The organism is Pseudomonas defluvii (assembly GCF_001695625.1).
GTDB lineage: Bacteria > Pseudomonadota > Gammaproteobacteria > Pseudomonadales > Pseudomonadaceae > Aquipseudomonas > Aquipseudomonas defluvii.
In genome coordinates, this window is record NZ_MBPN01000120.1 from 1 (window position 1) to 12,563 (window position 12,563).

Below are 12,563 nucleotides of genomic sequence, written 5' to 3' on the forward strand. Positions count from 1 at the left end.
GCGATCCACCCGGTAGCCGGTCGGATGCCTGGACACATGAACGTACTGCTGGCCGAAGCCGAAGTGCCTTACGACCAAGTCTTTGAGATGGAGGATATCAACTCCGAATTCGGCCAGGCCGACGTGGTCCTGGTGCTGGGCGCCAACGACGTGGTCAACCCGGCCGCGAAGAACGATCCGAAATCGCCGATTGCCGGCATGCCGATTCTCGAAGCGTTCAAGGCCAAGACCATCATCGTCAACAAGCGCTCCATGGCCAGCGGCTATGCCGGCCTGGACAACGAACTGTTCTACCTGGACAAAACCATGATGGTGTTCGGCGACGCTAAAAAGGTCATCGAAGACATGGTCAAGGCTGTCGAGTAAGTGCTGCCTTAGCGCATCACTAAAATGAAGTGCCGTCCCCTATCCTGCGAACGTTACGCTTTCGCAGGATAGGGGTGAAAATTTATAGACGAACACTGGCAAAGGTAGATTCGTTGCGTGCCTGGCTCAATGCCGACAATGGCCCGGACAACGGCGACAGCACCAGCGCTTGCGGCAGCGGTATCATCGCGACCTGTTGCGTGGTGTTGGAGCCTACACGTTCGTCACGCGGTGGAATGCCGAAGTATTCGCGGTAGCACTTGGAGAAGTGTGGCGTGGACACGAAGCCACAGATCGACGCCACTTCGATGATCGACACCGGCGTTTGCTTGAGCAACTGCCGCGCGCGGATCAAGCGCAGCTTGAGGTAGTACCGCGATGGTGAACAGTGCAAGTATTTCTGAAACAGGCGTTCTAGCTGACGACGGGACACCGAGACGTACACAGCCAGTTCGTCCAGGTCGATCGGCTCTTCGAGATTGGCCTCCATCAGCGCGACAATTTCCTGCAATTTCGGCTGGTTGGTGCCGAGCATGTGCTTGAGCGGCACGCGCTGGTGATCCTGTTCGTTGCGGATGCGTTCGTAGACGAACATCTCCGAAATCGCAGCCGACAGTTCGCGACCGTGATCGCGGCTGATCAGGTGCAGCATCATGTCCAGCGGCGCGGTGCCGCCGGAGCTGGTAAAACGGTTACGGTCGAGGGTGAATAGCCGGGTGCTCATGACCACACGCGGAAACGCTTCCTGCATCGCCGCCAGGCATTCCCAGTGCACGCTGCAATCGAATCCGTCCAGCAGGCCGGCGCAAGCCAGGGCCCAGCTACCAGTGCAAACCGCGCCAAGACGCCGGTGCTGACGTGCCTGGCTTTGTAGCCATGACACGTGTTCGCGGGTAACGGTGCGCTGGATACCGACACCACCGCAAACGACGATTGCGTCCATTGGTGGAGCTTTATGCATGGAGGCGTCAGGAGTGATTTGCAGGCCATCACTGGCCCAAACCTGGCCGCCATCGACGGTGAGGGTTGTCCAGCGATACAGCTCACGACCGGACAACTGGTTGGCCATTCGCAGAGGCTCCACGGCTGAGGCCAGAGAAATCAACGTGAAGTTGTCCAGCAGCAGAAAACCGATGGATTGAGGCGCACGGTTCTGGGGGTGGGCCCCGGAGTTGAACGACGTCATCGCAGTATCTCCTCACACAAAGTGTATGAATGGCCTCAGGCAAAGGCTCTTTTTATTCTCCCATCCAAAAGTTGGTGGGTTTGTTCCTGTTCAACTTGCAAAGGTTATACCCACTTACATATGTTTTAACGGATCCAAAAGCGACATCACCCAATGTCTCTAAGCTGAGGATTTTCAGGACGGTAGCCATAAGGAAAACGTTTGATTTTGAGCACGTGCTTATCAACGTTGTGCACATTCGTAGCACATGCGCGTGAGATGCCTGTAAACGACAACTTATTTGTCACCGACACCCATATGTCGGTTTTTGAAAACAATAATGACCAATGCTCCAATTTGGGGCTGGCGCCAGCGCCATGCGCTATAAAAGTGATCTGCGGTCGGGACAAGGCGTACCAGTTACCAGACCTATCCGGAAAGGCGCGGAAAAACCTTGCCTTGGAAGCTTCGGACCAGGCTGATGTGCAAGCTGCTTGCCGGGGATATGGGAATTGACGTTCTGCACGCAATGCGCCCGCAGTTCGAGTTGCGGGAAGACATCGGGGAAATCGCGGGCGATTTGGTCGAGGAGTTTAAGAAGACGTCGGCGCTCAGGACTTGGGGATGGAAGTGCATCATTGATGGCACGCCACAGGTAGTGCCACCCGTAGCGCTGCTGTAGCCCTCCCATGAGCCGCTAGGCGGGTGGTCAATTCCAATTCAAAGTCTGGTCACGTCCGATGCAAACGACTGATCAAGTCGCATGCAAGCGAGTGGTCAAATGGAATGCAAATCCCCACATGCAGCGTCAGCCGTCAATACGGTAACATCCTGGCCGCCGCTAGGTAGATCAAGCAACAACCGTGTACCTGTCTGGAAAATAGCGAGTAGCGCCCATGCACCTGCCGAGTCTGAACTGATGACCGCCTTGACTGCCCGAGAGGTGTACCAATGCTTGCGAGACGCCGCCTTGGGCATTCGACCCTTGCAGCGCCTTGACCAGCCGTCTGGGCATGGCCTGTTGGAGGTTGCCATTGAAGGGTGGCAACTGACGCTCGACTTCAGCGGCAACAGCCTGCACCACTGCCTGCGTGGTCAGAGCCCGGATGGTCGTGTAGGGGCCTGCGACAGTTGGCAACGTACCGACCCGGTCAGTTTGCTCAGTACCTGGGAACTGGCCCAGGTTGAGCGGTTGCTGAAGGGCGCCTGAGTCAAGGCTGCACGGGTTCGTCGGCACACTGCTTGAGCTAGTCAATCAGCACCTGTACACGCTGGGGCATGGCTTCGCGGTTGGGGTAGACGAATAACCTGTGGCCACGGCGCTGCGATCAAGGGCTAGTGTCCAGCCAGTAGTGTACGGCCCCGGCTCAGGTAGGCGTCCATTTCTTCGTCCGGGACCATGCTGCCGCCGGTGCCCCACATGATGTGCGTCGCCTTGGCCATACGTGGGTCATCCAGCCCCAGGCGTGCCCTGTAGCCTTGTTGCTCCTGCAACACCCGCAGGAAACCGGGCAGCCCGGCCAGTGCCGAGGGCTCCAGCTTCAGGCCTTCGGTAGCCTCCATCAGGGCCAGCAGGCGGTAGAGTTCGTCATCGGTGACGGTGTAGTAACCGTCGATCAAGCGCTGCATGGCGCGCCCGACAAAGCCTGATGGCCTGGCCACTGCCAGGCCATCGGCGGCGGTGCGGTTGTCGATGCCGACGTCGTAGACGCTGACCGCATCGTGCAACCCGGTGTAAACCCCCAGCAGCATGCAGGGCGAGTGCGTCGGTTCAGCAAACACGCAGTGCACCGCATCACCGAAAACCTGCTTGAGACCGAACGCCACTCCGCCAGGGCCACCACCGACACCGCAAGGCAGGTAGACAAACAGTGGGTGCGCCTGATCTACCGTGATGCCTGCGGCGTCAAGCTGGCGTTCCAGCCGGCGTGCGGCCACGGCGTAGCCGAGGAACAGGTTCAGAGAATTTTCGTCGTCGACAAAATGGCATTTTGCGTCCATCTCGGCCTGTTTGCGGCCTTGCTCCACCGCCACACTGTAGTCGGAGGCGTATTCGATCACCTCGACCCCGCAGGCGCGCAGCCGGTCTTTCTTCCATTGCCGGGCATCGGTGGACATGTGCACGGTCGCCTTGAACCCCAGGCGCGCGCTCATGATGCCAATCGACAAGCCGAGGTTGCCGGTGGAGCCGACCGCGATACTGTACTGGGCAAAAAAGGCCCGGGCTTCATCGCTGTCCAGTGTGCTGTAGCTGTCGCCGGGTTGAAGCAAGCCGCCGGCCAAGGCCAGGTCCTCAGCGTGCTTGAGTATTTCATAGATACCGCCCCGGGCCTTGATCGAGCCAGAAATCGGCAGCAGGTTATCGGCCTTCAGCCATAGCCGGCCTTGTATCGGCAACTGATGCTCCGCGCACAAGGCAGCCTGGAGCTGGGCCAGCGGCTGCAGCGGTGACTCGATGATACCGTCACTGGCCTGTGTCTCGGGGAAGGCTGATTGGATAAATGCCGCAAAGCGTTCAAGCCGGGAGGCGGCGTCGTCGACATCGGCGACGTTCAGCGGCACATCACCCAGCGCTTGCGCTGTCGGTGCCAGCGCCGGATTGAACCAGGTGGTTGGTTCAAGACGGATCAATTCGGCGAGCAAAGGATGGTTTTCGCACCCGTTGTCGATCATTTCATTGAGGGTCATGTTCTGCCCTTTGTTCTCGTCAGTGCGTGAGGTTGTGTAGATCGCAGTTGCAGCGATTAAGCCTCGGACGCTGGGGCTTTACAACGGATGTATGTTCAACGGATAGCTGATCTGTGGTCACCTGTGCAGGTTCGGCTGAGCACGTCGGGCAGGGCTTCGAGCCAGTGCCTGTCTACCAGGCTGCGCCATCACAAAGGAAGAAGCCTGTTCTGGATGACTTGCTTCATTACCAGCGTGGAGGTCAGCCGCTGCACATTGGGCAGTGTCGAAAGGCTTTCATCGTAGAGCCGCTGGAAGGCCGGCAGGTCCTGAGTGATGACCTGAAGCAGGTAGTCCGGCTCGCCAAACAGTCGCTGAGCGTCGACCACCTGGGGAATGTCAATCAGCGCCGTCTCGAACGCCTCGACCGCGCGCCTGTCGCCCTCTCGGAGCGTGACAAACACCATGGCAGAAAAATTCAGGCCCAGTGCGCCGGGATTCAGCTGTGCTCGATAACCCAGCAACACGCCAGACTCTTCCAGTGCCCGTACTCGCCGATGGCACGGGGAAAGGCTCAGGCCCACGCGCTCGGCCAGTTCGGTGACCGACAGACGACCATCTTTTTGAAGCTCAGCAAGAATCTTCCGATCAGTCCGGTCCATGCAGAAGAATCTCCCCGTTAGCAGCGTATGAATGATGATATTCGAAAGAAAATTCTAGCAAGATTTCACTAATCTTCCTCGCACCCTTAACGGCTGTACTTTTCTGGCGACCAGAGGAGGGCGGCGTTTGATTCACGGAGCGAGACGATGCAGATGGCGATGAGTAAGCAGCAGGGGCGGGTGGCCCGATGACGTTCAGTGTGGTCGTTGCATTCTGGGCGGTGTCGATCCTGTTCATTATCACGCCCGGCGCGGATTGGGCGTATGCGATTTCGGCGGGCCTGAAGGGGCGTGTCGTCATACCTGCGGTGGCCGGGCTGCTGTCTGGCCACTTGATTGCAACCGTGATTGTGGCAGGCGGTGTCGGCACGCTGGTTGCCAGCCACCCGGTAGCCCTGTCGGCACTGACCGTTGCCGGGAGCGCTTATCTGCTTTGGTTGGGCATCAATATGCTTGCCCATCCGGCTACACCGCACGCTGATGCCCGTCAAGCATCGAGCTCTTGGCAGCGCTGGGCAATCAAGGGGCTTTGCGTGAGCGGGCTGAATCCGAAAGTGTTCCTGCTGTTCCTGGCGCTCTTGCCTCAATTCACGGATGTCACCGCGCCATGGCCCGTTCCCATGCAGATCATTGCGCTGGGGCTAATCCATGCTGTGAGTTGCGGTGTGATCTATCTGCTGGTCGGGTTTGGTTCACAAGCCGTTCTTCGGGCGCGCCCGGCTGCAGCGCACCTTATCAGCCGGCTCTCTGGTGCCACCATGATCATCATCGCGGTAGTACTGCTCGCCGGGCAGGTACCGCTCTGAACAATGCCCCACTGTTGCCCACGGAGCCTTTATGAAAAGCCCGAGAGAACGTGCCGCTGAAGGTCTTCAGGTCGGCGACTGCTTCACGGTATCCCGCTGTTTCTCAGAGGACGATGTTCGTCAGTTTGCACAGATATCTCGGGACTACAATCCGGTTCACTGCGATGCCTGCTATGCCGAACTGCGCAGGTTCAAGGCGCCTATTTCCCACGGTCTTCTGACGGCCAGCCTGCTCACTGAAATCGGCGGGCAGGTTGGTTGGCTGGCGACAGGGATGCAATTCGAGTTCAAACGCCCGGTTTACCCGGGCTAACAGATCACGTGCCATTGGCGCATCACTGACATCAACGAGCGGGGGCACGCAAAGGCCGAGGTGATAATACACAACGCGCAGGGCGTCACCGTGCTGGAGGCTTCGACCTCGGGTGTGCTGCCGGGCTTACAGGAGCGTGAACGCCTCAAGCAGATGCTTTGTGAGGGGGACCCCAGCAACGGTGCTGCTCTACATGATTTGAGCCAATCGACGTGCCACAGCTGATGCCTGATCGGCACTGGCGATGTTCGTGAAACCTAGAACCAGACCTTGCCTGGGCATGGTTTCCAGGTACCACCGTGAGAGTGGTTCGATGGCTATGCCAGCGGCCCGCGCGCGCTGCGCAAGCTTGACGTCGTCACCGTCGCAAAGGCCCGCGACCACGTGCATGCCACCCGCCTGAGTGTTGATCTGCAGACGGCCGCCGAACTGTTGGAGCAGCGCGTCGACCAGCCATTGACGGCGGCGCGCATAGAGGCTTCGCATTTTCTTTAGATGCCGCGCGAAATGACCCTCGTTGAGGAATGCGGTGACGGTTGCCTGAAGCAGGTGCGGGCAGTGGTTATGCAGACGATCCGCCTGAAGAGCAAAGGCTTTGTGCTGTTCGGTTGGCACAACCAGATAGGCTAAACGCAGGCCGGGAAACAGTACCTTGCTGAAGGTCCCGGTATAAAGTACGCGGCCCTGTTGGTCGAGGCTTTTGAGGGCTGGCAAAGGCTTGCCCCGATAGCGGTACTCACTGTCGTAGTCGTCCTCGATGATCCAGCTACCTTGGCGGTTGGCCCAGTCCAGCAGTGCCAAGCGGCGTGGCAGTGACAGCGACATGCCCAGCGGGCTTTGGTGGGTCGGCGTGACCAGTGCGAAGTGCGCATCCGGGGCTCGGGCGATACCTTCCGCGACGTCCAGCCCCTGATCGTCCACAGGGACTGGCACCAACTGTGCGCCAGATCCCAGCAGGGCGTTCCTGGCCATGAAGTAGCCAGGTTCTTCCAGCCAGCACCTGTCACCCTGGCGCATCAACGTATGGCTGATCAGGTCGATGCAGGCGCGATAGCCAGCGCACACAAAAACCTGATCCGGGTGGCAAGGGATACCCCTCGAAATTCCCAGGTAGGATGCAATGGCCGTGCGCAAGGGTGCATAACCTCGGGCGTCCGGGTAGACGAGACCTTCAAAGCCAGCCTGTCTCAGCTGTCGACCTGCTAATCGTGTCCAGAGCTTGCGTGGAAAAGCATCCAGCGCGGGAAGGCCCATCTGCAGTTCCAGTGGCATTGTCCCTGAATGGGCGGCCTGGTATGGCGTTGAGGTAGCAGGGGCGTGGAGCATGGGCGAGGAAATGGGGGCCAGTTGCGGTGTGACAACCGTCCCGGCTGCACCGCGAGCAACAAGATAGCCTTCGCCAATCAGCAGCTGGTAGGCCGCATCTACGGTGCCGCGCGCAAGGTTCAGCTCTGCCGCTAGCGCACGAACCGCAGGTACCCGATCCCCCGGGCGCAGGCGACCGTCAGAGATAGACTCACGAAACCTTTGATAGATCTGACGATAGATCGGCGCAGACTGGCAGGGGTCCAATTCAAAGGGAAATGTCATGGCCTAGTCATTTATGCATTTTTTGGCTCTATAGCTTAAGCCATCGTGGCTCTAAAGTGGGTCATCTCTCACCAGCGGACGACGACATGCCCTACACACTTCAGCACCTTGAGGACGCGGCGGCCTTTCAGGACAGTTTCGACCTGATGTGCGTCCTGCGGCCACATGTCACCACCCAGGCTGCCTATGTTGCGCAGCTGCTTCGGCAGGCCGAACAGGGTTATCGCTTACTGGCAGCGCGGGACGGCGAGCGCCTTGTCGGCCTGGCCGGTTACCGTGAAGTGGAAAACCTGCTCTACGGGCGTTTCATCTACGTTGATGATCTAGTGGTGAGCCCCAGCCTTCAGCGCAGCGGCTTGGGAGGGCGGCTGTTGGGCGCTGTTCGTGACGAAGCCTTACAGCGTCGTTGTGATCATCTGGTTCTGGATACTGGCCTGCATATGCCGTTGGCCCAACGCTTCTATTTTCGTCAGGGTTTGCTGGCCCGTGGCATGCACTTCACCCAGAGCCTTCGGCAAGGGCGGCCGGCATGAACAATGTTCTCTTGATCAACGCCAGCCCGCATGGGCAGGTTTCCCACGCGAATCAGTTGGCACTGGAACTTGTCACATCCTTACGGCTCCGCTACCCGAGCCTCAAGCTGGTTGAGCGTGACCTGAGCGTGCATCCGCTGCCACCGCTCGGTATGGACTACGCCCATGCCCTTAGCACTGCCACGCCATTCGACTCACCGGTGTTCGACGTGTCCGAGATGCTCATCGGCGAGTTGGAGCGCAGCGATATCCTGCTCATTGCAACCCCGATGCACAACTTCACGCTCCCCGCTGCGCTCAAGCTTTGGATCGACTACGTCCTGCGTATTCACCGGACATTCAGTTCAAGCACTGAAGGCAAGGTCGGCCTGCTGAACGACCGACCGGTGTACATCGTGGTCGGGTCTGGTGGCTATCACCAGGGCGAGCGCGCACGCCAACCGGATTTTCTGACACCTTACCTGCGTCAGGTGCTTAACACGCTCGGCCTGTTCAACCTGCAGTTCACATACCTCCAAGGGCTGGTGTTCGGTGAAGAGGCCGTCTGCGCAACGCTCGAAAATGCCCGGGCGTCACTGTCACTAACGCCATTACTCAACAACCTCGTTTGCGGCTGATCATTTATACCGACCCAGGAGTTCTATCATGAGCCAACTCAGACTGCCGTTTGCTTCCCTGTCGCCTGAAGCCTACCAAGGCTTGTTTGCCACCAACGCTGCGCTGGCCAAGAGCCCGCTAGGCTTACCGCTGCTTGAACTGGTGTATTTGCGTATCTCGCAAATCAACGGCTGTGCTTTCTGTCTGGGCAAGCATTCGCAGACCCTGCGCGAATGTGAGGTGCCGCAAGAGAAACTGGACTGCCTCGCAGGCTGGCGAATCAGCGAACGGTTCAGCGACCGTGAACGTGCTGCTCTGGCATGGGCCGAGACGCTCACCTATGTCAGCGAGAAGGGCGCGCCAGACGAGCTGTATGATCCTTTGAGCGTGCACTTTTCCGATGTCGAGATTTCCGATCTGACGTTGGCTGTGGCCTTGATGAATGCCTTCAACCGGCTGGCGGTGGGTATGAAACTCTAAACGCGAGGTGAGTACCGGCGGAGTAAATGCATGTCATGGCGTCCCTGTGTCTGCGGATCGATGCTGCGACGTTGCCGGAGGGCTGAGCGAGCCTGCCTGCACCAGTCCTTGAGCCATATCAACGGCCCTGCGCGTGGAGCAGAGCAGGTGACGGGTTTCGCTGTCGACCTTCGCTGCAAAACGAAATTGGGTGGCAGTTGTACGCGGGTTCGCAGACTCGCTGAGACCCTGTTCAATCATGTTAAGGTTCGATGATGTCAATGGGCCGCCATGCCAAAAGGACGAGGTCATGCCGCTGCAAACCCGCAATTTTATTCTTGAAGCACTTGGCGACCTGGCCATTGGAGATTACAACGCGCGCCCCTTCGACTGCGCTTTCGAGTTGCTCGCGGCACCACCAAGCCGCAAGCGTCTGATCATGGTCGGCTTTAACGGCTCTCTTGCCGATGCCGTCCACACCAACGCCGGTTCAATAGGTGCAGGTTACGATCAGCCTGAGTTTTCCAATGTTGCCTATGGCCTTGATGGCGGTTGGGGGCCGAAAACCCTGGCTCGGCGCCTGACAGCGTTACCCACCGCACTGGGTTTTGAGTGGCGCGATACCGTTTACACCAATGCGCTGTTGATGTGCTCCAAAGATGCCGCATCGATACAAAAAGTTGCGCGAGGATCCTCTGCTGCGAGCCTGGAGTCACTGACACGCAAATCAATGGAGTTTTTCCAACGGGTGACGATGTCGCTCGCTGAACCAGAACTGATCATCGCGTACAGCAATGGATTGGGGAGCCCATCCGCCGCGAGGATCATGTGGGAGGCATTCGGCAACGGTGAGGCATTGGACCATGTCGATTCGTCTTCCTACCGTGCGACGTACGGGTTCACCGCTACCATCGCAGGGCGGAGGGTACCGGTGGTGGGAATACGGCATATGTCCAGGTTTGTACCAAGCGTTGAGAACATAAAGCTGGCCTGGGCAAGGCAGCGAGCGCGGGCTTGAAAAGCTGAGTGGCCAGTTAAAGCAAGACAACCAGCCACTCAGGCATGTTTGTTGGTGGTCCAGACACAACAACGCTGCTCCGCGCGTTCGAGGCGTGATGCGTCTGGAGGTTTCGGTCAGTCGTACGCTCTGACAGCCGTTCCGACCTGGCTGAGAGAGGCTTACTCAAGAACGCTTGGATCGCGGCGGATTTCCTCGCGTGCCATGGCTTCCCACAGGAACGGGAAGCCATTCGTATCGGTGCGCTTTCCCGTTGCGAGAGCGACGCTAGCGGGCAATGGTGAGCCGCCGCCCAGCGTTTCGACATGCCACGCCAGACGGCTGCGCCACTCCAATGTGATAGCGCGCAAGTGCGCCTGGCGAATGCCATTGGCCACTAGCAGTACGCCGTGGTTTGCGAGCAGCGCCCATTTTTGCGTCCCCAGTGCGTCGACGACAGCTCGGCCCAATGCAGTGTCTTCCACCGTGCCTCGATACTCGTCATAGAGTACCGGGTCAGTGTCAACCAGCGCGGATGTCTGGTCGTAAATCGGCGGAATTCGTCCGGTCGCCGACCACACCGACCCCCATCGCGGATGGTTATGGATCACCACGCCCACATCATGACGGGCTGCGTGCACATCCATATGCAGATTGATGGCCGGCGTGATGTTCCATTCCCCCTCGATCACCTTGCCTTCCTGATCGAGGCGCACGATATCCGATGCGGCCACTTCTCCCCAGGTGAGTTCCCAAGGGTTGGCCAGGTAAGTGCCATCGTCCTGGCGAACGGTGATGTGACCGGCGATGTGGTCGTTATAGCCTTCGCGAGATAACACCCGGCAAAGTAGCGCCACGCTCTGGCGCGGAGTCAGTTCAGGCAGCAGCGCATAGCGACCGGGCCTGGGTATGTAACGGCTCAGCAAGTCGTAGTTCAGTTCATCCTTCAGCATGGCTGTTTCCTTGAGAGTTACGCGTGGAAAGGCCCGCGAGCGAATACCGAGGTACGCTGCATGCGCCGTTGATGCGGTTGATAGTCCAGGATGGCGTTGTGGAGCACGCTGCGGTTGTCCCAGAGCACCATGTCACCCACTCGCCAGCGATGGCGGAAGCCGAACTTAACGTGTTGGCAATGTGCATTCAGGTAGGCAAGGATCGCATCGCTTTCCTGGATGGCCAGGCCGTCGATATGGGTGGTGTAGGTCGGGCTCAGATACAACGCCTTGCGACCTGATACCGGGTGCTGAATAACCAGCGGATGCAGGTGTCGACGGTTCATGTTGATGACCTCGACATAGCGATCATGCGTGACAACGTTCTGGCGCAGTGCGGCCGTCATTGGCCCGTTCATGTCGTGCCAGGCGCCAAGGCCTTCAAGGTAACGCTTCATGCGTTCGGACAGCTCGTCGTAAGCCGTGGTCATGCTGATCCAGCAGGTGTCGCCGCCACACGGCGGCAAGATCTGAGCGTGTGTCATGGTGACGATAGGTGGGCTTGGCAGAAAGCTCTCATCGTGGTGCCACATATCGGCGCGGTCGCCCAGCTTGGAGTCGATCACGGTGATCTGTTCAAAGCCTTCGCCCAGGTTGGGATAGAAGGTGTGAACTTCGGGCTCACCGAAGTGCCGTGCCATTGCCAAATGTTGCTCGGGCCTTAGCCCAGGGACGTGCAGCACTATGGCTTCGTGTTTTATAAGTAGCGCCTCAAGCGCCTCCAGCGTTTCCGGCAAAACGATTGAAGCGGGATCTAGATCAAGCACCTCGGCACCCAGGTTTGGGCCAAGAGGCTGGACGCTGAATGATGAAGACATAGGCAATCTCCCGGTAGGGTTGGAATATCCGATCTTATGGGCGTATCACGCTGCGTTTAGACGTTGTCTGATCGACGAAAATGATCATACTCACGTCGCCAACGTTGAGATATTCGCATTCCGGAAGCCCCGGAATTGGCGTTTAACTGATTGATTTAATGGGTAAATATATAGCGCGTGGTGCGGCGATAAACGCAGCACTCGGGTTTTCATGAGCAAGAGGCGATGAAACCACGATGGCCCCAACGTCTAAGCCGGAGCAGCTTCCTGCGTTACGCAAGCGCCCGACTCAATCACGCTCTCGCGCACTGGTCGATGCTGTGGAGCAGGCGTGCCTGCAGATTCTGGATGAAGCAGGCGAGGCAGCGCTGACCGTCGCGCGCATCGCGGAAATATCAGGGGTCGCAGTTGGGTCGATATACCAGTATTTCCCCAACAAGGACGCGATCGTTGCCTTGCTGTACGAGCGTGTACTCGATGAGGAATCCGAGGCATTACTGAGGCTGCGCGAAAGGTTGGTTTAAAGTGGACCCATCGGTCAAGACAGTTTTTCAGCGAGTTTAAGCTGCGTCGCTTACTGCCACTGCAGCTGGTCGGC

At 58.5% G+C, this 12,563-nt stretch carries 15 protein-coding genes and 1 pseudogene; 10 read left to right on the forward strand and 6 right to left on the reverse strand.

Translation table 11 applies throughout. The features are described from left to right. A partial coding sequence (locus tag EKA13_RS22850) for an NAD(P)(+) transhydrogenase (Re/Si-specific) subunit beta (RefSeq protein WP_141685673.1) occupies positions 1-366 on the forward strand: 366 nt, incomplete at its 5' end. An 82-nt stretch (positions 367-448) separates the two neighbouring features. On the opposite strand, the gene gbdR is transcribed toward EKA13_RS22850, so the two are convergent. After that, the gene (gbdR, locus tag EKA13_RS22855; protein WP_065761492.1) at positions 449-1,552 is read right to left on the reverse strand and encodes a choline metabolism transcriptional regulator GbdR; all 1,104 of its coding nucleotides are present in this window, start codon (positions 1,550-1,552) and stop codon (positions 449-451) included. A gap of 460 nt (positions 1,553-2,012) precedes the next feature. On the opposite strand from gbdR, the gene EKA13_RS22860 reads away from it, so the two are divergent. Beyond that, positions 2,013-2,213, forward strand: coding sequence for a hypothetical protein (locus EKA13_RS22860; protein ID WP_065761493.1), 201 nt, complete (start codon positions 2,013-2,015; stop codon positions 2,211-2,213). Positions 2,214-2,450: 237 nt separating this feature from the next. Beyond that, the gene (locus EKA13_RS22865) at positions 2,451-2,741 is read left to right on the forward strand and encodes a DUF7693 family protein (protein ID WP_065761494.1); all 291 of its coding nucleotides are present in this window, start codon (positions 2,451-2,453) and stop codon (positions 2,739-2,741) included. 125 nt (positions 2,742-2,866) lie between these two features. On the opposite strand, the gene EKA13_RS22870 is transcribed toward EKA13_RS22865, so the two are convergent. Together EKA13_RS22870 and EKA13_RS22875 are read right to left on the reverse strand one after the other, a co-directional pair. Further along, positions 2,867-4,219, reverse strand: a complete 1,353-nt coding sequence (locus EKA13_RS22870; RefSeq protein WP_065761495.1) for a D-serine ammonia-lyase — start codon at positions 4,217-4,219, stop codon at positions 2,867-2,869. 188 nt (positions 4,220-4,407) lie between these two features. Next, positions 4,408-4,860, reverse strand: coding sequence for an Lrp/AsnC family transcriptional regulator (locus tag EKA13_RS22875; protein ID WP_065761496.1), 453 nt, complete (start codon positions 4,858-4,860; stop codon positions 4,408-4,410). Positions 4,861-5,048: 188 nt separating this feature from the next. On the opposite strand from EKA13_RS22875, the gene EKA13_RS22880 reads away from it, so the two are divergent. Together EKA13_RS22880 and EKA13_RS22885 are read left to right on the forward strand one after the other, a co-directional pair. Further along, on the forward strand, positions 5,049-5,666 hold the full coding sequence (locus tag EKA13_RS22880) for a LysE family translocator (RefSeq protein ID WP_065761497.1): 618 nt from the start codon (positions 5,049-5,051) through the stop codon (positions 5,664-5,666). Positions 5,667-5,697: 31 nt separating this feature from the next. Next, positions 5,698-6,204, forward strand: a pseudogene (locus EKA13_RS22885) (MaoC family dehydratase). Here EKA13_RS22885 and pdxR read toward each other — a convergent pair. Next, on the reverse strand, positions 6,169-7,569 hold the full coding sequence (gene pdxR, locus EKA13_RS22890; protein WP_065761498.1) for a MocR-like pyridoxine biosynthesis transcription factor PdxR: 1,401 nt from the start codon (positions 7,567-7,569) through the stop codon (positions 6,169-6,171). The pseudogene EKA13_RS22885 and the gene pdxR sit on opposite strands and share 36 nt — an antisense overlap. Before the next feature lie 86 nt (positions 7,570-7,655). On the opposite strand from pdxR, the gene EKA13_RS22895 reads away from it, so the two are divergent. The 4 genes from EKA13_RS22895 to EKA13_RS22910 all read left to right on the forward strand — a co-directional run bounded on the left by EKA13_RS22895 (position 7,656) and on the right by EKA13_RS22910 (position 10,176). Continuing rightward, positions 7,656-8,102 carry a GNAT family N-acetyltransferase gene (locus tag EKA13_RS22895; RefSeq protein ID WP_065761499.1) on the forward strand — a complete coding sequence of 149 codons (447 nt, stop codon included), beginning with the start codon at positions 7,656-7,658 and terminating at the stop codon, positions 8,100-8,102. Next, the gene (locus EKA13_RS22900) at positions 8,099-8,719 is read left to right on the forward strand and encodes an FMN-dependent NADH-azoreductase (RefSeq protein ID WP_065761500.1); all 621 of its coding nucleotides are present in this window, start codon (positions 8,099-8,101) and stop codon (positions 8,717-8,719) included. Before EKA13_RS22895 ends, EKA13_RS22900 begins: the two co-directional genes overlap by 4 nt. Before the next feature lie 28 nt (positions 8,720-8,747). Continuing rightward, complete coding sequence (locus EKA13_RS22905; RefSeq protein ID WP_065761501.1) at positions 8,748-9,179, forward strand: carboxymuconolactone decarboxylase family protein; 432 nt, start codon at positions 8,748-8,750, stop codon at positions 9,177-9,179. A gap of 289 nt (positions 9,180-9,468) precedes the next feature. Then, positions 9,469-10,176, forward strand: a complete 708-nt coding sequence (locus EKA13_RS22910; protein WP_065761502.1) for a hypothetical protein — start codon at positions 9,469-9,471, stop codon at positions 10,174-10,176. A gap of 161 nt (positions 10,177-10,337) precedes the next feature. On the opposite strand, the gene EKA13_RS22915 is transcribed toward EKA13_RS22910, so the two are convergent. Together EKA13_RS22915 and EKA13_RS22920 are read right to left on the reverse strand one after the other, a co-directional pair. After that, entirely contained in the window at positions 10,338-11,108 is a 771-nt protein-coding gene (locus EKA13_RS22915) for a class II aldolase/adducin family protein (protein ID WP_065761503.1), read from the reverse strand. A gap of 17 nt (positions 11,109-11,125) precedes the next feature. Continuing rightward, positions 11,126-11,965 (reverse strand): TauD/TfdA dioxygenase family protein, encoded by an 840-nt coding sequence (locus tag EKA13_RS22920; protein WP_065761504.1) that lies wholly within the window; start codon positions 11,963-11,965, stop codon positions 11,126-11,128. Positions 11,966-12,201: 236 nt separating this feature from the next. Between EKA13_RS22920 and EKA13_RS22925 the strand changes: the two genes are divergently transcribed. Continuing rightward, positions 12,202-12,489, forward strand: a complete 288-nt coding sequence (locus EKA13_RS22925) for a TetR/AcrR family transcriptional regulator (protein ID WP_245704394.1) — start codon at positions 12,202-12,204, stop codon at positions 12,487-12,489. Positions 12,490-12,563 lie beyond the last annotated feature (74 nt).